This is a genomic window from Streptomyces sp. NPDC001493, from assembly GCF_053597235.1.
Genome location: NZ_JBSFHV010000017.1, coordinates 18,105 through 37,564 on the forward strand (window position 1 = coordinate 18,105; position 19,460 = coordinate 37,564).

The window sequence follows — 19,460 nt, forward strand, 5'->3', positions numbered from 1 at the left end:
TGAGCCGTACGTCGAAGGGCCGGGCCAGGCGGCCCGGCCCTTCGACGCCGACGCGATCCTCAGGCGTCCAGGACCGTCAGCGGCACCTGCACGGCGATGGCGCTGCCGTTCTCGCCCGCCGTCCAGCCGCGTCCCGCCCCCAGCTGTGTACGGATCTGGTCGCCGGAGATGCGGGATCCGATGAGGTCGCCCTCGCCGGGGCTCTTGGGGCCGAGGAGCAGCCCGCGCCGGGCCCGGCGGGCCGTACCCACCCAGCCCAGCGAGTGCATCGACTCCGGCAGGCCGGCCAGCAGCAGGCCCTGCATGTGGTCCCGCCCGGACGTGGCCACCTGCCGCAGGGTGCGGTCGGCGTCCGCCGCCAGCAGCAGGTCCGCGTCGTCGACGACCACGACCACCGGCTGTCCCGCGACGGCGTTCAGGGCCTCGGTGAGCGCCTCGTTGGAGGGGTCCGGCTCGCGGAACACGTGGGCGAGGTCGTGCGCGGCGAGCCGGCGCAGCTGTGACTCGCGCGGGGTGATCACGATCAGCCGGGTGCCGCCGAGCAGCAGGGAGACGGACATCGCGGCGAGCGCGGTGCTGCGGCCGGTCCGGGGCGGTCCCGCGACGACGAAGGAGCCGCCGCCCTCCTGGAAGTCGTAGCCGATCGGGCCGACCGCGTCGCCGCCGACGCCCATCAGCGCCCAGAGCGGGCGCAGTTGGGCCTTGGGGACCTGGTCGACCGCCTCCTGGAAGCCGATCAGGGTGGGCATCTCGCCGATCTTGAACGGCCGCTTCTGCGAGGGCACCTCGCTCTCCCGTGCCCAGGCCTGCTTGCCGATGGCGCGCAGCGCGTCACCCTGGTCGGGCCTCTCCGGCGAGATGGTCGGCAGCAGCGCGATCTGCGCCTCGACCCCGCCCGGGGCGTGCCAGCCTCGGCCCGGTGCCACGTGGGAGGGGACCCGGTCCCGGCCCATGCCGACGACGTTGTAGTCGCTGGGGTCGGTCTGCCGGAGCACGAGACGCCTGTCGTTGTGCGCGGCCAGACGGCCCCCGAGCAGGACGCGTTCGGAGGTGGCGATGACGTGGATGCCCGCCGCGACGCCCTCGCGGAGCAACCGCACCACGTCGGCGTAGACCCGGCCGCCGTCGTAGTCGTCGAGGAGCTGGCTCAGCGCGTCCCAGCCATCGATGAAGAGGACCAGATGGGCGGGGCGTCGGGCCGCGGACAGTTTGGCGCGCAGTTCGTTGATGCCCGCGCAGTCGTGCTGGGACAGCAGGCGCTGACGGATCGTCAACTCCGCGACCAGGCGGTTGATCAGCCGCTCCATCCGCTCGGTGTCGTGGCGGGAGACCACGCCCCCGCAGTGCGGCAGTGCCTCCAGCGCCGCGAGGCCGCCGCCGGCCGCGTCGATCGCGTACATGTGCAGGTCGCTGCTGTCGATGCACAGGGCGGTGGATCCGGCGATGGTGCGCAGCACCTGGGTGCGGCCGGAGCGCGGGGCGCCGATGACGTAGAGGTGCCCGAAGGCCGACCACTGGATGGCGCCGAGGCGCCGCTGCTGGAGTGAGGGGATGTCGAGGAGCGCGTACGGGACCGCCGGGAGCTCGCCCTCGGCGGGCTCCGGGGGCGCGGGCAGCTCCTCCAGGGCGATCCGCTCGTCCAGGGGCGGCAGCCAGGGCCTGGGCTGCTGGGTGAAGTCCTCCAACCGCCCGGTGGCCTCGATCAGGGTGTCGACCAGAGCCTTCAGGTCGGTGGGAAGCTCCTCCGGGGCGGGTCCCGGCATCGCCTCGGGGTCGTCGTCGGAGTGTTCGGGCAGGGCCGGGGGCCGGCCCAGGCGCTGCCAGGTCAGTTCGGATCTCCGGATCGGCCGGAGTGGACGGTCGGGTACCGCCGCCGGGTCGGGGGCGGCGCCTCCGCGCTCGGCGCCCACGTAGGCCGTCTGGAAGGGCACCGGGGCGGCCGAGCCGCGCCGGACCAGGGCCCGGCCGGGATGGTTCGCCGAGATACCGGCGGCGTCCGGGGCGTCGATGATGTCCTGGCTCTCGGAGCGGTCGGTGACCCGCAGGGAGATCCGCAGGTTGGTGTTGGCACGGATCTCGTTGCTCACCGATCCGCCGGGCCGCTGGGTGGCGAGGACCAGGTGCAGGCCCAGCGAGCGGCCGCGCTGGGCGAGGCTGATCAAGCCGGGTACGAACTCGGGGAGTTCGCGCACCACGGTGGCGAACTCGTCGATGATGATGAGCAGTCGGGGCAGTGCGGGGAGCCTCGGGTCACGGGTCCGCTTGGCCCGGTACTCGGTGTGGTCCTTGGCCTCCACCTCGTTGAGCAGGATCTCCCGGCGCCGCAGCTCGGCGTCGAGCGAGGCCAGGGCCCGGCGGACCAGGTGCCCGTCCAGGTCGGTGATCATGCCGAGGGTGTGCGGCAGCCGGTCGCATTCGCGGAAGGCGCTGCCGCCCTTGTAGTCGACCAGGACGAAGGCGAGTTCGTCGGGCCGGTTGCCGGCGGCCAGGGAGGCGATCATGGTCTGGAGCAGCTCGGACTTGCCGGAGCCGGTGGTGCCGCCGATCAGGCCGTGCGGCCCGTCGCGGACCAGGTCGATGGTGAGCGGGCCGTCGTATCCGGAGCCCACGACGAAGGAGCTGGTGGCGGGCCGGCGGGCCCACTCCCGGACGAAGGCGGCCGGGTCCGGCGGCTCGTGGCCGATCAGCGGCAGCAACTGGACGTCCTCCGGCAGTCCGGAGTCGCTGTCGACGGTGACGTCGCGCAGCGGGGCGAGGGCCCGTCCGACCTCCTCGCACCACTGCGCGTCGACCTGGTCGGCCCGGACGTCCTCCACGGCCGGCACGCCGGAGGTACGGACGGTCAGCCGGTTGCCGGTGGTGGTGACGACGGCCGTGCACTCCTCGGGCAGCAGCCGCTCGCGTTCGTCGACGCAGAGGCTGAACACCCGGGCGGCGGGCCCGGCGGTGAGCAGGTGGACCACGCCCGGGACGTCGCGGAGCCTGCGTGCACCGTCCAGAACGACCATGATGTCGGGTTCCCGCTGGAGCGAGCGGCTCAGGGCGGAGGTGTTGTTGTCCGAGCGGTTCTGGATCTCGCCGATCAGCTCGTTCACCCGGTGCGCGGTGCTCTCCGGGTCGTTGCCGAGGCTGACGACGGCCGCGCCGGCGCGGGTGGAGCGCAGGTGCGGCAGCCAGCGCACCCAGTTCCAGGCCTCCGCGTGCTCGCGGTCGGTGAGGACGACGATCCGCAGGTCGCGGGGGCTGTGCAGGACGGCCGCCTGGGCGACGGCCCAGGCGGCCAGGGTGCGCGGGGCGGCGCCGGGACCGCTGATGCCGACGACCCCGTGCTCGGCGAGTTCGATGCCGAAGGGGGCGTCGGCGATCCGCCAGTGCACCTGGCGGTGGTTGGCGTCGCGGGCGCCGTCGTCGATGCGTTTGAGCGAGGGCCGGGTCAGGGTGCCGACGCGCAGGGTGAGGTGGTCGGGGTCGCGGCGCCGTCGCTGCCACAGCCCCTTGCCGGGCCCGGAGGCGGTCAGCAGCACCGAGGCCGGGTCGGGGAAGGTGTCGGCCCGCAGCTTCCTCTCGTCGATGGTCGCCTGACGCATCTCCAGCTCCGTCCAGGAGCGGCGGACCAGGTAGATCCGGAGGTTCTCCTCGTACTGCTTGCGCCCTGTGCGCCGGCCGGAGACCCAGTTGCCGACGGCCATCAGCGGCGTCAGCAGGATGAAGACGACGAAGTACAGGCTGTGGAAGAGGAACATCATGACCAGGCCCATGATCAGCGGCGAGATCATCATCAGGAACGGGAAGGGCCGCTTGGTGTTGTCGGCGGGCGGGCCCTGCATGGTCATCGACTCGGTGTCCAGGTGCGGGACGATCCGCGGCGGCCTGTTGTACTCGATGCCCACGCCGTCGGCGGCCCGGTTCACGGCCGCGTCCGCCTCGAAGGGCCGGCTCAGGCGCAGCAGGTGGTCGCCGAGGGACAGGTCGGCGTACGCGGGCCATTCGACGGAGCCGTCGTCCGGCACCGGCAGCTTCCCGACGGGCGGCAGCGGCGGCGGGACGGGGTGGCCGTCGGGGCCCGGCGGGGCGGGCTCCGGCGTGTGACCGCCGGGGCCGCCGTCCTGCGGGCCGGCGGGCTCCTCGGCGGTGAGCGGGGTACCGGTGGTCGGGTCGACCGGCGGGGGCGGGGTGAGACTGCGCAGCCCGCACTCGGCGTCCGCGTCGGGGGCGAGCCGCAGGCTCACCCGCCCGTCGGTGCCCACCGTGATCCAGGTGCCCCGCGCGGGCGCCCCGCCGCCGTCGAGGTACAGGACGCAGCCGCGGTCGGTACCGGCCTCGTGGTCACCGGGGCCGAGCCGCCAGACCCGGCCCGCGCCCGGCCCGCCGACGTGCCGGATCTCGACGAGGGCGGGGTCGGAGGCGGGCGGTCGCCACGCCTCGGACGCCCCGGCCGGGGAGGGCACCGGGACGCCCAGGCCGACCACCGAGCCCTCGCGCAGTCCGCTGCCCCGCACGGGGAGGTCGGGGTGGAGCGGACTGCTCCCGAGATACAGCTCGGCGGATCCCAGCGCCTCGCCGAGGGCGGCGAGGTCGGCGCCCTCGGGGAGGTCCAGCAGGTGGTCCGCACGGTGGCCCCGGGCGTCGACGGTGGAGAGGGTGAGTCTCACGGCACTCCTTGCGGTGGCTTTCAGCGGTGTCGTGGGGACGGGGCGGAGGGCACCCCGGCATCCGGATCGGGCTCCTCGCCCTGCTCCCCGCCCGGTCCGTGGGGTCCGGGACCGCCCGGCCCGTCGGGCCCGTCCGGTCCGCCGGGGTCGCCGGGGTCGCCGGGGTCGCCGACCAGCCCGGACCAGGCTCCCGGGTCAGGGTCGGAGCCGGCCCAGATGACGGGTGGTACCGGGCCGTCGGTGCCGGGCTCCGGCGGGCGCCCCGGCCCGCCGTGTACGGGCGCCGGCGCGGGAGGGTGCGCGCGCTCCGGGTCCTGGCCGGCCGGGATCCCGGGGGCCGGGTGTGTCTCCGGGCCGGCAGCGGCCCGCACCCTCGGCCGCGGGGTGGGCAGCGAGACGCCGGCCGGAACGGGGGTGGGCCCGGCCGTCGCCTCGCTGCTCTTCGGTGCCGTGCGCCGCGTCTCCCGGGCGGCGGGGGCCGCGGTCGGCACGCCCTCGTCCGGGTCGGCCTCGCCCAGCCCTGCGGGGACGGCCTCGTCCTCTTCCTCGAAGAGCGGCCGCATCCCGTCCGCCGAGGGGGCGGGCGGATGCACCGGCGGGATCCGCTTCAAGGTGCGGGACACCGCGCGCGGCAGGGCGTGCGACAGCAGCAGCGGCGTGCCGGGGAGCGCGAGCTGCCCGTACCGGTCGGCGTGCAGCCGCCGTACGTATCCGCGTCCGGAGCCGAGGACCAGCACCCGCAGCGCCGGCACCGCCGCCGGGGGCCCCGCCATCTCGGGCGGGAGCGGGTCCGGCAGCTCGCGCGCCGCCAGGAACGGGGGTGTACCCAGCCGGGCCGGAGTCTCCCTGGCCCTGCGGTACGCCTCCCGCACCGGCTCGCCCGGGTACCCGCGCAGCACACCCTCGGCCACGACCGTCTGCCCGGGCGGCAGCCGCCGCCCCAACTGCGCGGCGAGGGTGGGCAGCAGTGCCGCGCGGGCCCGCTCGTCCCCGTCCAGTGCCAGGGTCGGCGGCCCCGTCGCCAGATCCAGGAAGGCGCACCGGCCGACGGGCGCGTCCTCGGCGCCGATGGCGACCACGACCGGCCGGTTCAGCCCCGCCTCCGGCACCACGGCGGGAAGCTCCGACCGCAGGACCGTCCAGCGCGGCGGTTGGTCGACTTCGGCCTCCGCGACCCAGGGTTCGGGCGCCGGGGGGACGTGCCGCCCGGCCAGCAGGACGGTGACCGTCCGGTCGTCGACGAGGACCGCGTACGGTACGGCGGGCGCGGCCGCGAGCCGCACCGCGGACAAGGCCCGTTCGGCGTCGCGCCAGCTCTCGGGCGAGCGGAGCCGCCGCACCAGGATCCGCAGCACCCGGCGGTAGCGCAGCCAGGCCCGCGCCGGGGAGGCGAACGCCGCACCGGTGAGGGCGGTCTCCCTCGCCGCGCGCCGACCGGCCGCCTTCCAGCCGCCCAGCTTCATGGCGAAGTGCCGGACCAGCAGGAAGAGCAGGAAGGCCACGCACACCACGAGGGTCCACCGGATGATGCCGTCCCGGTGGTCGGAGATCCAGCGGATCGGGTCGACGCCGTTCACGCGGCCAACTCCCTGCGCAGGGCCCGCAGGGCGTAGTGCGTACGGGACTTGACCGTTCCCGGGGATATCCCTATCTCCCGGGCGGTCTCGTCCCTCGGGCGGTCGCAGAGGTGGACCCGTACGACCACCTCCCGGTGCTCCTGCGACAGCCGGGCCAGCGCCTTGCGCACCACGTGCCGGTCGACCACTTGCTCCGCCAGGTCGCACTCCCCGCCGCGGCTCAGCAGCTGCTGCGGCAACGCGCCCACGGGCACCGCGCGGTCGCGGCGGTGCATGTCGATGGCCAGGTTACGGGCGACCGTGTACAGCCAGGCGAGCAGCCGCTCGTCGTCGTCGGCCGGCACGGCGGCCGGCGGCCGCCTCCAGGCGCGCAGGAGGGTCTCCTGGACGATGTCCTCTGCCCGGTACGGGTCCCCGGTGAGCCGGTTCGCGAACCTCATGAGCAACGCCCGGTGGCGCTCGGCCGTGGCGGGTCGAGAGGACGAATCTGATGTGCCGTGAGCATCGATCACTGTTTCGCTCCACATCGCCCGGGGGCGGAGAATCAAGGGCACGGGGGAATGCCCTCTCATGTTCTGTCTGTTCACGGTGACGTTCAGTCAACGTAGATCCCCAGAAGCTTGTTGATGCTCAGTAAAAGCTCAGAACATTGCAGATCTCGAAACCCACGGAGACAAACCCGCGTTAGGGTGGCGCCCCGGGCCGACCCCCGGCCGGCGGACATCCCGACAGCGGGGGACCCGATCCGCTCCTGCCCGCTCCGCGACCGTCGACTGGAGCCACGCACCCCCATGAACTCGCAGTCCGAGCACTCGAAGCAGCCCCTGGAACCCCCGTCGTCCGCGGACCCGACGGCCCCGGACCAACCGTCCCCGGCCGGGCCGGACTTCGCCGACGCCTTCCGCCGCCGCCGCGTCCGCGGGCCCCGGGGAATGGCCCCAGGGCGCCGCGTCTGGACCACGCTGGGCTGGACGGCCGCGGCGGTGGCCGCGCCCCTCGTGCTCACCGCCGCACTGGCGGGCGACGGCGCCGATGATTTCGGTGACAGCCAGGAAGCGGCGGCCGCCCGCGTCCTCCCGCCGCCCCCGACCGCCGTCGTCTCCCCCACCCCGGCGGCCTCGGCTTCGCCCACCCCGAAGGCCTCCCCCACCCCGAAGGCCTCCCCCACCCCGGTGGCAGCGCCGCTGCCCGCCGCTCCCGCACAGGCCTACCAGCCCCCGCTCCCCGCCGCGCCCGCCCCGCAGAAGACGGCGCCCGCCACCCCGAAGCCGTCGGCGGCCGCTCCCAAGGCCGCCCCCGTCCCGGAGACCGCGGCCCTGATCGTGTCGCGCCTCGCGGCCCGGCAGCCGGGGCGGCACATCTGCTACCGCGCCTACGTCGAGGGCAAAGGCTGGCAGAGCGTGGTGTGCGACGGCGGCACGACCGGCATCACGGGCAGGAAGATCAAGGCCCTCAACATCGCGGTGTCTGGTACGAAGGGCACCGCCGGCAATGCTTTCGTACACAATGACGAGTGGAAGACCCCCTGGAACGGTGTGGCCGACGGGGTCGACAACTACATCGGCAGCACGGCCAAGGACTATCCCTACATGCTCGGCTTCGTCATCAACGTCGGTGACGGCGCGGTCTGCCAGAGCGCCCGGGTGCGCTCCGGCTGGGGCGACCTCGCCTGTGACAAGCCGATCGGCCAGGCCTCCGGGAACTACATATTCGGCGGCACCTTGAACAACGACTCCTGGCTGGAAGCCGTACGTTTCACGGTGTGAGCGCGGGGCCGCCGGTACGAACACGGCGGCCCTAGGTGGTGTCCGGGCCGCCCGTACCACCGCCTCCACCAGGCGCGTGTTCTCGGGCGCCTCGCCACCGGGGCAGGCGTACCGGCGGCGGGTGTACCCGTACGCGATGCCCAGCTCCGGGTCGGCGAACGCCTGCGAGCCCGACTGATCCCCGACTGGTTCCCAAAAACGATCGAGGGCCGGATTCGGATGACTCCGAATCCGGCCCTCGATCTACGACTCTCTCGAGTCGGGACGACAGGATTTGAACCTGCGACCCCTTGACCCCCAGTCAAGTGCGCTACCAAGCTGCGCCACGTCCCGGCACCTTCTGACCTGGGCTTTCGCTCTGGCCGAACCTGCAAGAGAACAATACCAAACCCGAGCCGGTGGTTACGAACACCTTCCCCTTGACCTCAACCTTGGTTGAGGTCACACCATGATCAGCATGACGAACTCCACCGGAGCCGAGCTCCGCACCCACGCCTACGCGGACCTGAACCGCCTGATGGGTCTCATGACCGGCGACGAGAAGCACGGGCCGGCCGCCACCTCCACCCTGGACGTGCTCTGGGTGCTCTACGACCGGGTGCTGCGGGTCGGCCCCGCAGCCATGGACGATCCGGACCGGGACAGGTTCCTGCTCTCCAAGGGCCACGGGCCCATGGCCTACTACGCGGTACTCGCCGCCCACGGCTTCTTCGCGGAGGAGCTGCTCACCGGCTTCGGCACCTTCGACTCGCCGCTGGGCCAGCACCCCGACCGGCTGCTGGTGCCGGGGGCCGAGATCGGCAGCGGTTCGCTGGGGCACGGCCTGCCCCTGGCGGTGGGCACCGTCCTGGGGCTGCGGGCGCAGGGGCGCACCGACCCCAAGGTCTGGGTCCTCGTGGGGGACGCCGAACTGGACGAGGGCAGCAATCACGAGGCGCTCGCCTTCGCCGGGCCCTCGGGGCTGGAGCAGCTGCACACCGTGGTGATCGACAACGCCTCGGCGACCTACGCCCGGCCCGGCGGGATCGCGGCGCGCTTCGAGACCGCCGGATGGTCGGTGGCGAGCGTGGACGGCGGGGACCACGAGGCGCTGTACGCGGCCTTCACCACCCCGCACCCCGGCCGGCCGCACGCCGTGGTCGCCCGGACGGCGCCGAAGCGCTGACCGGCCCACCATGCCACCCGCCCTCTCCAGCCGAACCGCAATCCCAGCAGCAACGGAAGGACCCGACACCGTGGACACCATGCGCGAACGCTTCATCGCCACCACCACCGAACTCCTGGACCATGATCCGCGTCTCGCCGTCGTACTGGCGGAGATCAGCCGCGACGGCTTCGAGAAGGCCTCGCGGAGCCATCCCGACCGGGTGGTCAACGTCGGCATCCGCGAGCAGCTGCTGATCGGCGCCGGAGCCGGGATGGCCCTGACCGGGATGCGGCCGATCGTCCACACCTTCGCGAGCTTCCTGGTCGAGCGCCCCTTCGAGCAGGTGAAACTCGACTTCGGGCACCAGGGCGTGGCCGGGGTGCTGGTGAGCTCCGGGGCGTCCTACGACTTCCCCGCCGCCGGCTTCACCCACATGTCGCCCGGTGACGTGGCGCTGATGGACACGCTCGACGGCTGGAGCGTGCACGTCCCGGGCCACCCGGACGAGGCGGAGGCCCTGCTGCGGCGGGCCGCCGCCGGGGACGACAGGGTCTACCTGCGGTTGTCGCTGCAGTCGAACCGCCGGGCGATGCCGGTGGAGGGCGACGCCTTCCGCACCGTGCGCGAGGGCTCCCGGGGCGTCGTCGTCGCGGTCGGGCCGACGCTGGACGACGTACTGGCGGCTACGGAGGGGCTGGACACGACGGTGCTGTACGCGACCACGGTGCGGCCCTTCGACTCCGCCGGGCTGCGCAGGGCGGCGGGCGCGAGCAGCGCCGACGTGGTGCTCGTGGAGCCGTACCTCGCCGGTACCTCCGCGGCGGTGGCCGGCGAAGCCCTGCTCGATCTGCCGCACCGGGTGCTGGGCCTGGGTGTGGGCCGCGCCGATCTCCGCCGCTACGGGCAGCTGGACGAGCACGTCGCGGCCCACGGGCTCGACGCCGCGGGGCTCCGGCGCCGCATCACCCACTTCCTGCACGGCTGACGGAACACGGCCGACGGAACACACGGCGGAACGGTCTCAGCGGCGGGGCAGCTCCCGGCGGTCGATGTGGCCCATCAGCTCCTGGGCGAGCGCCTTGATGGTGACGAGCCCCGCGCGCCCCCACGGCCGGGGGACGGTGTCGACGGCGCAGACGGTGCCGAGGGCGACGCCCGTACCGTCGATGAGCGGGGCTCCGAGGTAGGAGCGAATCCCTATGCCGTCCACGACCGGGTTCCCGGCGAAGCGCGGGTAGTCGCAGACGTCGTCCAGCACCAGGGCCTTGCGGCGGACCAGGACGTGCGGGCAGTAGCCGTGGTCACGGGCGAGGTAGCGGTCGCTCCGGTTGTTGTGCGCGGCGGCGGCTCCGAGGTCGCCGCCGCCCTGGGTGCCCGCGGGGGTGTGCAGACCGGCGAAGAACTGACGGTTCTCGTCGATGAAGTTGACCATGGAGTAGGGGGCGGCGGTCACGGCGGCGACCCGGTCCGCGAAGGCGTCGAAGTTGTCGAACGTCGTGTCCGGCCGCTCCCCCAGGCCGAGCCGGCGCAACCGGGCGGCCCGGGTGGAACCGTCGCGGTCGGCCGGGGTGAGCAGCGGTCTGCCGGTCACGGGTGTGCTCCGTACGTCTGGAGCGGGGCCGGGGCGGCAGTGGCGTTGATGAGGTGCTGGAGGAGGGTCACCAGCGCACCCGTACCGGAACTCGCGATCCGCGCGTCGCACAGGACGACCGGAACCCCCGGCGGGAGGTCCAGTGCGGCCCGCACCTCGTCGGGGGCGTACCGGTAGGCGCCGTCGAACTCGTTGACCGCGACGATGAAGCCGATGCCGCGCCGTTCGAAGAAGTCGACGGCGGCGAAGCACTCTTCGAGGCGCCGGGTGTCGGCCAGCACCACCGCGCCGAGGGCGCCCTGCGACAGCTCGTCCCACATGAACCAGAAACGTTCCTGGCCGGGGGTGCCGAAGAGGTAGAGGACATGTTCGTCGGAGAGGGTGAGGCGGCCGAAGTCCATGGCCACCGTGGTGGCGCGTTTGGACTCGATCCCCTCAAGGTTGTCCGTACCCACGCCGACCTGGGTCAGCAGCTCCTCCGTGCTCAGTGGGGCGATCTCGCTGACGGCGCCCACGAACGTCGTCTTGCCGACCCCGAACCCGCCCGCGACCAGGACCTTGAGGGCCACGGGGAAGGGCGCGGGACGACCGGCGCTGTCAGAGTTGTCGTCGTAGACCATCGAGCACTGCCTCCAGCAGGGTTCGGTCGGTGGGCATGTCCTGGAAGGCGGGGGCGTGCGCGGTGACGGCCCCGCAGTCGACCAGGTCGGAGACGAGGACCTTGGCGACCGTCGCGGGCAGCCGCAGATGCGCGGCCACCTCGGCGACGGACGTGGGGCCCTCGCACAGCCCGAGCGTCACGGTGTGTTCGTGGCCCAGGTGGGCCTGCGGTTGCCTGCCGGTCGCCATGATCAGCGAGAGCAGGTCGAGCTCGGTCGTCGGCCGGGTCCGGCCGCTGCTGACGGTGTACGGACGTACGAGCCGGCCGGCCTCGGCGTCGAGCAGCGGCCCTTCCTGAGCCCGCATCCTCACAGCCCCGGGGTGAACGGTGTCCCCGCCATGTGCCGCGCCGGGGTGGCCAGATACGGTCGCACGCTCTTGACCAGCATGGTCATCTCGTACCCGAGGACCGCCGCGTCGGCCTCGCGGCCCGCGAGGACCGCGAGGCAGGTGCCGGAACCGGCGGTGGAGACGAAGAGCAGGGTCGAGTCGAGTTCGACCACGACCTGGCGCACGTCGCCGTTGTCCCCGAACCTGGCCCCGGCGCTGCGGCCCAGGGAGTAGAGCCCCGCCGCCAGCGCGGCCATGTGGTCCGCGCTGTCGGAGTCCATGCCGTGGACCGACTTCACCAGTCCGTCCGCGGACAGCAGGACGGCGCTGCGGGTGTACGGAACGCGCTGGACGAGTCCGCTCAGCAGCCAGTCCAGGTCGGCGACCTGACCGGACGTCATTTCGCTCGGCATGGTGCATCTACTCCTTGTACGTGTTCTCGTGACGGGGTTCGGGGTTCTCGTGACGGGGATCGGGGTTCTCAGGACGGAGGCCGGGGCTCTCAGGACGGAGGCCGGGACTCTCGTGACGGAGGCCGGGGTCCTCGTGACGGAGGCCGGGCCGGCCCGCGATTCCCTTGTCGGACGGTGCGGCCGGCGCGCGGACGGGCAGCGGGGTGACCCGCCGGACCGGCTGCGCGGCCGGAGGGCCGTACGGGGCGAACCCGGACGCGACGGACCCCGTTCCCTGCGGGAGGCCCTGGCCCGGGCCTCGGGGGAACGGACCGGGACCGGTGGCGGGCGGCGGGCCGTCGCCACCCGGGGCCGGGGGTTCCGTGTCCTGCGCCGACCTGGCCTCCGCCAGATCGATGCCGCGCCGGAACGCGGCGACGAGGCCGGGGTCGTGCACGGCGTGCTCGTCCGGGACGCGCCGCGCCGGGGGCTGGCGGAGCTGCGGCACCAGGTTCTCCTGGTTGGTGCGCCGGGGCAGTTCGGGGCGTGCCGGGGCCGCGGACTCCGGTTCGGCGGGCGCGGGGTATCCCGAGGGTGCGGGGTGGGAGCCGGTCGCGGGGTATCCCGAGGGTGCGGGGTGGGAGCCGGTCGCCGCCGACCGCTCCGAGGTGCGCTGCGGCAGCGGCGGGCCCTGGGCCTCGCGGCGGATCTGGCGCGGGGGCTGCGGGGTTCCCGGGACGCCGGACCCCGAACCGGGTACGCCGGACCCCGAACCGGAAGCGGCTGCCCCCGGCATCGAGCCGGATACGCCCGGCATCGAACCGGGTGCGCCGGGTCCCGCGGCGAGGAGGTCGGGCCGTCCCGGTACGGACCGGAGCCGGTCCTGCGCGGGCGGCAGCTGCTCCTGGCCGGGCTGCCGGGTGCGGTCCGGGCCGCCGGGGAGGACGGGGCCGCCGGGGAGGACGGGTGCGGGTTGGGGCCCGGTGTGCCCCGGTGCGGGGTGGGCCTGGGGCGCGGAATCCTGGGCCGGGGGCCGGTGCACGGCGCCGGGCGGGGGCACCGGGACGCCTTCCGGCGGGGTGGTGGTGTCGCCCTCGGTGCCGAGCAGGACCTGTGGAAGGACCAGGACCGCCTGCGTACCGCCGTAGATGTTGCTCTCCAGCCGTACCGCGATGCCGTGCCGGCGGGCCAGTGCGGAGACGACGAACAGCCCGATGCGGCCGTCCTGGAGCAGGTGGGCGACGTTGACCTGGTCGGGGTCGGCGAGCAGGGCGTTCATCCGGCTCTGCTCCTGGCCCGGCATGCCGAGCCCCCGGTCCTCCACCTCCAGGGCGAAGCCCGCCGTGACGGGCTGGACGCGCAGCAGGACCTGGGTGTGCGGGGCGGAGAACACGGTGGCGTTCTCGACGAGTTCGGCCACCAGGTGGATCACGTCGGCGACCGCGTGTCCGCGCAGGGTGCCCTCGATCGGCGGGACCAGCTTGACCCGCGGGTACTGCTCCACCTCCGCGATGGCGGAGCGCAGCACCTCGGTGAGGGTCACGGGGTTCGACCACTGCCGACGGGAGACCGCCCCGCCGAGCACGGCGAGGTTCTCGGCGTGGCGGCGAATGCGGGTCGCCAGGTGGTCGACGTGGAAGAGGCCCTTGAGGAGGTCGGGGTCCTCCACCTCGTGTTCGAGTTCGTCGAGAATCTGGATCTCGCGGTGCACCAGGGATTGCAGACGGCGCGCGAGGTTGACGAAGACCTCCACCTTCTGTTCGTTGCCCGCGTTGCTGAAGAGCTGGGAGGCCTGCGCCACGGCGGCGACGGCGGCCTCCTGGGAGCGCGTGATCTCCTGTCCGAGCAGGTCGAAGGCGTCCGCGCCGGGGGCGGTGGGCTGTGGGGGCCGGCGGGCGGGCAGTACCTCCCCGGCGCGGAGCTGTTCCAGCGCCCGCTGGAGGTCGGCCTGACCGCGGGCGTTGGTCCGGCGGAGCGCCTGGGCCCGGTCGAGCAGCGCGGCCGAGACCCGGTGGGCGCCGATGCACGCCGCCGCGACGGCCGTCACGGCGAGCGCGCCCGAGCCGCCGAGGGCGGCCAGCAGACTGCCGGAGGGGCGTACCCCGGAAGCCCGCACGGTGAAGATGACCGCGGCGGCACCGCTCAGCAGGGCGGCCACGGTCGGCAGCAGTGCCGCACGCGTCATCTGGCCGCGCATCCGCACCTCGGGGGTCGGCTGTGCGGCACGCGGCTTTGCGGCGGACGGGGAACGGCCCGCCGGGCGGCCGTGCCGCCCGCTCTCCCGGCGATCCGGTCGCGCTTCTGGTGCGCGAAGTTGAGACATCAGCGTCCTCGGTACGTGGGGCACCCGGAATCGTTCATGCGGTGGCACCAAAGGGGGTCGGTCAGGCTCCGGATCAACCGGGTGAGCTCGAAGAACATGAGCCCATCGTTGATCACTGAGCACACACCGTAGTCGCCGACGCGGCGGGCGTGAGCGCCAGTTGTCGAACTTGCCCGCCATCCGTCCCGCTCTGGTATGACGGCCCGCACTCACGACCGAATTCCAGCGCCCCGCTCGAACCCTCTCGCCACCGCGGACCGACGCACGGTCACCGCACCCCACCCGCCCCACCGCACCCGTCCGCACGGGACCGGCATGATCCGTACGGGGACGGCACGATCCGTACGAGGACGGCACGACCGGCACCCGAGGCCCCCATTCGTTCGAGACGTGAACGGGCCACACGCGCATCCCTCCCCCAGGGCCAACAGAAGGTCTGTACCTGCACCTTGACGCCCCCTCTCCCCCTCACTTAAATCAAGTAGTGAATTAACAACCGGCATCGCCCCCTCGGATGCCGGTTCGCGCTGCAATCTGTCATGCCCATGACTAATGGGACATGTCCAGAGCCCCCTGCCCGAGAGACCCCCGGCAGGGCAACCCCCACACGAAGTGAAGTGATGATGGTGCGAACCCCCAGAAGGCGCCGACTGGCGCTCTGCGTCGCGGCCCTCCTGTGCGCTTCCGGCGCACTCACCGCCGTTCCCGCGGGCGCGGCACCCGTGGCCGCCCAGAGTGCCGCCACCGCGGCGGCCGCGACCACGACCTTCTCCGACGACTTCAACGGCGCGGCCGGGTCCGCGCCCGACGCGAGCAAGTGGCAGACGGAGACCGGCGACAACGTCAACAACCACGAGCGGCAGTACTACACGTCGGGCGCGAACAACGCCCAGCTGGACGGCCAGGGCAATCTGGTCATCACGGCCCGCAAGGAGAACCCGGCCAACTACCAGTGCTGGTACGGCACGTGCCAGTACACCTCGGCCCGGCTGAACACCTCGGGCAAGTTCTCCTCGACGTACGGACACGTCGAGACCCGGATGAAGATCCCGCGCGGCCAGGGCATGTGGCCGGCGTTCTGGATGCTCGGCTCCGACCTGGGCAGCGTCGGCTGGCCCAACAGCGGTGAGATCGACATCATGGAGAACGTCGGCTTCGAGCCGGGCGCGGTGCACGGCACCATCCACGGCCCCGGGTACTCCGGCTCCGCGGGCATCGGCGCGGGGTACACCCTGCCGAACGGCCAGGCCTTCGCCGACGCGTTCCACACCTTCGCGGTCGACTGGGCCCCCAACTCCATCTCCTGGTCGGTCGACGGGAACGTCTACCAGACGCGCACCCCCGCCGACGTGGGCGGCAACAGCTGGGTGTTCAACAAGCCCTTCTTCATCATCCTGAACCTCGCGGTCGGCGGCTACTGGCCCGGCGACCCCGACGGATCGACGCCCTTCCCCGGCCAGCTCGTCGTCGACTACGTGCACGTCACCACCAGTGACAGCGGTACGACTCCTCCCCCGGCCACCGGCGGCTCGATCACGGGCATCGGCGGCAAGTGCGTCGACGTGGCGAGCGCCGCGACCGCGAACGGCACCGCCGTGCAGCTGTACGACTGCAACGGTTCCGCCGCGCAGAAGTGGACCGTCAACTCCGACGGCACCATCCGCGCCCTCGGCAAGTGCCTCGACGCCAAGGACGCCGGCACCGCGGACGGCACCCTGCTCCAGCTCTGGGACTGCAACGGCACGGCCGCGCAGAAATGGGCGACCCCCGCAGCCAAGGACATCGTCGGCATCCAGGCGAACAAGTGCGTGGACGCGACCGGCAACTCCTCGGCGAACGGCACCCGGCTCCAGCTCTGGACCTGCTCCGGCACGGCCAACCAGAAGTGGACGGTGAACGCCGCGTGAGCCCGCGCGCGGGCGCCCGCCGCCGCTGGGGCCGGTCCCTGGCGCTGCCCTCGGCGCTCCTCCTCGCGGCGGGGGCGTCCCTCGTCTCGCTGCCCGCCACCGCGCAGGCGGCGGTGACCGCGACCGGGGCGATCACCGGCATCGGCGGCAAGTGCGTCGACGTCGCCGGTGCCTCGACGGCCAACGGCACCGCCGTCCAGCTGTACGACTGCAACGGCTCCGCCGCCCAGCAGTGGTCCGTCAACAGCGACGGCACCCTCCGCGCGCTGGGCAAGTGCCTCGACGTCAAGGACAACGGCACCGCCGACGGTTCCCAGCTCCAGATCTGGGACTGCGCCGGAAGCGCCAACCAGAAGTGGTCCGTCTCCGCGGCGCACGACATCGTGAACCCGCAGGCGGACAAGTGCGTGGACGCCACCGGCAACTCCTCGGCGAACAGCACCCGGCTCCAGCTCTGGACCTGCTCCGGCACGGCCAACCAGAAGTGGACGGCCCCCTCGGGCGGCGGTACGCCCGCCCCCACCGGGACCATGGCCGTGGCCCCGTACCTCTACAACGGGTGGGGCAGCCCGCCGAGTCCGACGACCGTGATGAACGCGACCGGGGTGAAGTGGTTCACCCTGGCGTTCGTCCTGAGCAACGGCTACTGCAACCCGCAGTGGGACGGTTCGCGGGCTCTGACCGGCGGGGTCGACCAGCAGACCGTCAACACCGTGCGCGCGGCGGGCGGCGACGTCATCCCGTCGTTCGGCGGCTGGAGCGGCAACAAGCTGGAGAGCTCCTGCTCCAGCGCCGGTGAGCTGGCCGCCGCGTACCAGAAGGTCATCAACGCGTACGGCCTCAAGGCGATCGACATCGACATCGAGGCGGACGCCTACAGCAGCGCCACCGTGCAGCAGCGCACGGTGGACGCGCTGAAGACGGTGAAGGCCAACAACCCGGGCATCAAGGTGTACGTCACCTTCGGCACCGGCCAGAGCGGTCCCGACAGTTCGCTGATCAACCGGGCCGCCGCCTCGGGGCTGACCGTCGACAGCTGGACGATCATGCCGTTCGACTTCGGCGGCGCCGGCCAGAACATGGGCAACCTCACCAAGCAGGCCGCCGAGGGCCTGAAGAACGCGGTGAAGAGCGCCTACGGGTACACCGACGACCAGGCGTACCGGTCGATCGGCATCTCGTCCATGAACGGTCTCACCGACGACAACGAGACGGTGACGGTGGACGACTTCCGCACCATCCTCGCGTACGCCCAGCAGCACCACCTGGCACGGCTGACCTTCTGGTCGGTCAACCGTGACCGGCCGTGCACCGGGGGCGGCGCGGACACCTGCTCGGACGTCAGCCAGCAGGCGTGGGACTACACCCGGGTGTTCGCGCAGTACACGGGGTGAACCACGGTGTGGTGGCCGGGCCTCTACGGTCCCGGCCACCACACCCGCGTGCGGGAGGGAGGCCCGGGCGGAGCGCCGGCGACGGGGCTGATGGAATACCGGGCAGGGCGGGCCGTAACCGACGGTCCCGCCCGGTATCGCACAACCCTGCCCAGTACCGGAAAGAGCACGCGCATGAAGATCGTCGACGCGAAGTTGATCGTCACCAGCCCCGGTCGCAACTTCGTCACGCTGAAGCTGACGACCGACGAAGGGCTCACCGGGCTCGGCGACGCCACCCTCAACGGCAGGGAGCTCGCCGTCGTCGGCTACCTCCAGGACCATGTGCTGCCGCTGCTCGTCGGGCTCGATCCGCACCGGATCGAGGACACCTGGCAGTACCTGTACCGGGGCGCCTACTGGCGGCGCGGCCCTGTCACCATGGCCGCGATAGCCGCCGTGGACGTGGCGCTCTGGGACATCAAGGCCAAGGCCGCCGGGCTCCCGCTCTACCAGCTCCTCGGCGGCGCGAGCCGCGACCGGGTCCGCACCTACGGCCACGCCAACGGCGCCGGCATCCCCGAGCTGCTCGACTCCGTCCGGGCCCGCCTCGCCGAGGGGTACCAGGCGGTCCGCATCCAGACCGGCGTGCCGGGGCTGAAGGCGGTGTACGGGGTGCACACCACCGACGACAGCGGCGCCGCCGTGCTCCACCAGCAGGCCAGGCCGCTGGTCGAGGACTGGGACACCGACGCCTACCTGCGGCACGTCCCGGCGGTCTTCGAGGCGGTACGGGCGGAGTTCGGCGCCGAACTGCCGCTGCTCCACGACGCCCATCACCGCCTCACCCCGATCCAGGCGGCGCGGCTCGGCAAGGACCTGGAGCCGTACCGTCCGTTCTGGCTGGAGGACTGCACGCCCGCGGAGAACCAGGACGCGTTCCGCCTGATCCGCCACCACACCACCACGCCGCTCGCGGTGGGCGAGGTCTTCAACACCGTCCACGACTACCAGGCGCTGATCACCGAGCGGCTGATCGACTACGCGCGGTCGGCGGTCACCCACTTCGGCGGGGTCACCCCGCTGCGCAAGCTCTTCGACTTCGCCGCGCAGTACCAGGTCAAGGCCGCGACGCACGGGCCCGAGGACATCTCCCCGGTGGGCCTGGCCGCGGCGGTCCACCTGGACCTCGCCGTACACAACTTCGGCATCCAGGAGTACTCCGGGCACTCCGCGCTCACCGAAGAGGTGTTCCGGCACGCCTACACGTTCACCGACGGGCACCTGCACCCGGGCGAGGCCCCCGGCATCGGTGTGGAGCTCGACGAGGAACTGGCCGCCGCCCACCCGTACGAGGCCGCCTATCTGCCGGTCAACCGCCTCCAGGACGGCACCGTCCACGACTGGTGACGCCCGGGGGCGCATGCTCCCTCCGCCGTATCCCGCATTCACCCGATGCCCCGGACCGCCGCGTTCCCACGCGCGACGGTCCGGGGCATCGGCGTGTCCACCACGCGCCGCCTTGCGCAAAAACGCAACCGGCTTCCATCCCTTGCGGCGAACTTGCATTTCCCGACAGCTCTCACGAAAGCCCCTGCTGGAACGGGGTGTTGACCCACCCATCCCACGAGGATCGGTAATTGGTACCTACGGGACCGGTAGACGAGCCTCCATATATCTGCAACCCTCTGACCGCTCCTCGCAAAAGATGTAGTGCATGACGCATAAATCTAATCCTCCCT

The 19,460-nt window shown here is 72.7% G+C and carries 14 protein-coding genes, 1 tRNA gene and 1 pseudogene; 6 read left to right on the plus strand and 10 right to left on the minus strand.

Annotation, left to right across the window (positions count from 1 at the left end):
* Window positions 1-59: 59 nt before the first annotated feature.
* The 3 genes from ACWCWD_RS23425 to ACWCWD_RS23435 are packed head-to-tail and all read right to left on the minus strand — an operon-like array spanning window position 60 to window position 6,756.
* On the minus strand, window positions 60-4,652 hold the full coding sequence (locus ACWCWD_RS23425) for an FtsK/SpoIIIE domain-containing protein (protein ID WP_450775222.1): 4,593 nt from the start codon (window positions 4,650-4,652) through the stop codon (window positions 60-62).
* A 20-nt stretch (window positions 4,653-4,672) separates the two neighbouring features.
* Complete coding sequence (locus ACWCWD_RS23430; protein ID WP_450775224.1) at window positions 4,673-6,229, minus strand: hypothetical protein; 1,557 nt, start codon at window positions 6,227-6,229, stop codon at window positions 4,673-4,675.
* Window positions 6,226-6,756: a sigma-70 family RNA polymerase sigma factor gene (locus ACWCWD_RS23435; RefSeq protein WP_450775494.1), complete on the minus strand. Its 531-nt coding sequence runs from the start codon at window positions 6,754-6,756 to the stop codon at window positions 6,226-6,228. The genes ACWCWD_RS23430 and ACWCWD_RS23435 overlap by 4 nt, the downstream gene beginning before the upstream one ends.
* 264 nt (window positions 6,757-7,020) lie before the next feature.
* Here ACWCWD_RS23435 and ACWCWD_RS23440 point away from each other — a divergent pair, with 264 nt between their 5' ends.
* Complete coding sequence (locus tag ACWCWD_RS23440; protein WP_450775226.1) at window positions 7,021-7,995, plus strand: hypothetical protein; 975 nt, start codon at window positions 7,021-7,023, stop codon at window positions 7,993-7,995.
* 45 nt (window positions 7,996-8,040) lie between these two features.
* On the opposite strand, the pseudogene ACWCWD_RS23445 reads toward ACWCWD_RS23440, so the two are convergent.
* A pseudogene (locus tag ACWCWD_RS23445) lies at window positions 8,041-8,169 on the minus strand (EstA family serine hydrolase); the annotation flags it as partial.
* Between the two features lie 85 nt (window positions 8,170-8,254).
* A tRNA-Pro gene (locus ACWCWD_RS23450) sits at window positions 8,255-8,328 on the minus strand.
* Window positions 8,329-8,452: 124 nt separating this feature from the next.
* Here ACWCWD_RS23450 and ACWCWD_RS23455 point away from each other — a divergent pair.
* Window positions 8,453-9,160: a transketolase gene (locus ACWCWD_RS23455; RefSeq protein WP_450775228.1), complete on the plus strand. Its 708-nt coding sequence runs from the start codon at window positions 8,453-8,455 to the stop codon at window positions 9,158-9,160.
* 70 nt (window positions 9,161-9,230) lie between these two features.
* A complete protein-coding gene (locus tag ACWCWD_RS23460) occupies window positions 9,231-10,127 on the plus strand; it encodes a transketolase family protein (protein WP_450775230.1) in 897 nt (298 codons plus the stop codon).
* Window positions 10,128-10,163: 36 nt separating this feature from the next.
* Here the strand turns inward: ACWCWD_RS23460 and ACWCWD_RS23465 are convergent, their stop codons facing one another.
* From ACWCWD_RS23465 to ACWCWD_RS23485, 5 genes are read right to left on the minus strand one after another with little or no spacing between them, the layout of a single operon-like run.
* Window positions 10,164-10,733, minus strand: coding sequence for a GAF domain-containing protein (locus ACWCWD_RS23465; RefSeq protein ID WP_450775232.1), 570 nt, complete (start codon window positions 10,731-10,733; stop codon window positions 10,164-10,166).
* Complete coding sequence (locus tag ACWCWD_RS23470; protein WP_450775234.1) at window positions 10,730-11,353, minus strand: GTP-binding protein; 624 nt, start codon at window positions 11,351-11,353, stop codon at window positions 10,730-10,732. The genes ACWCWD_RS23465 and ACWCWD_RS23470 overlap by 4 nt, the downstream gene beginning before the upstream one ends.
* On the minus strand, window positions 11,331-11,699 hold the full coding sequence (locus ACWCWD_RS23475) for a DUF742 domain-containing protein (RefSeq protein WP_450775236.1): 369 nt from the start codon (window positions 11,697-11,699) through the stop codon (window positions 11,331-11,333). The genes ACWCWD_RS23470 and ACWCWD_RS23475 overlap by 23 nt, the downstream gene beginning before the upstream one ends.
* Before the next feature lie 2 nt (window positions 11,700-11,701).
* On the minus strand, window positions 11,702-12,136 hold the full coding sequence (locus tag ACWCWD_RS23480; protein WP_266712128.1) for a roadblock/LC7 domain-containing protein: 435 nt from the start codon (window positions 12,134-12,136) through the stop codon (window positions 11,702-11,704).
* A gap of 7 nt (window positions 12,137-12,143) precedes the next feature.
* Window positions 12,144-14,300, minus strand: a complete 2,157-nt coding sequence (locus tag ACWCWD_RS23485) for an ATP-binding protein (RefSeq protein ID WP_450775238.1) — start codon at window positions 14,298-14,300, stop codon at window positions 12,144-12,146.
* Window positions 14,301-15,055: 755 nt separating this feature from the next.
* On the opposite strand from ACWCWD_RS23485, the gene ACWCWD_RS23490 reads away from it, so the two are divergent.
* The 3 genes from ACWCWD_RS23490 (at window position 15,056) to manD (ending at window position 19,128) form a co-directional block, all read left to right on the plus strand.
* Window positions 15,056-16,345 (plus strand): family 16 glycosylhydrolase, encoded by a 1,290-nt coding sequence (locus ACWCWD_RS23490; protein ID WP_450775240.1) that lies wholly within the window; start codon window positions 15,056-15,058, stop codon window positions 16,343-16,345.
* A 38-nt stretch (window positions 16,346-16,383) separates the two neighbouring features.
* Window positions 16,384-17,739 carry a ricin-type beta-trefoil lectin domain protein gene (locus ACWCWD_RS23495; protein WP_450775496.1) on the plus strand — a complete coding sequence of 452 codons (1,356 nt, stop codon included), beginning with the start codon at window positions 16,384-16,386 and terminating at the stop codon, window positions 17,737-17,739.
* Between the two features lie 174 nt (window positions 17,740-17,913).
* Window positions 17,914-19,128: a D-mannonate dehydratase ManD gene (manD, locus tag ACWCWD_RS23500; protein ID WP_450775242.1), complete on the plus strand. Its 1,215-nt coding sequence runs from the start codon at window positions 17,914-17,916 to the stop codon at window positions 19,126-19,128.
* Window positions 19,129-19,460 lie beyond the last annotated feature (332 nt).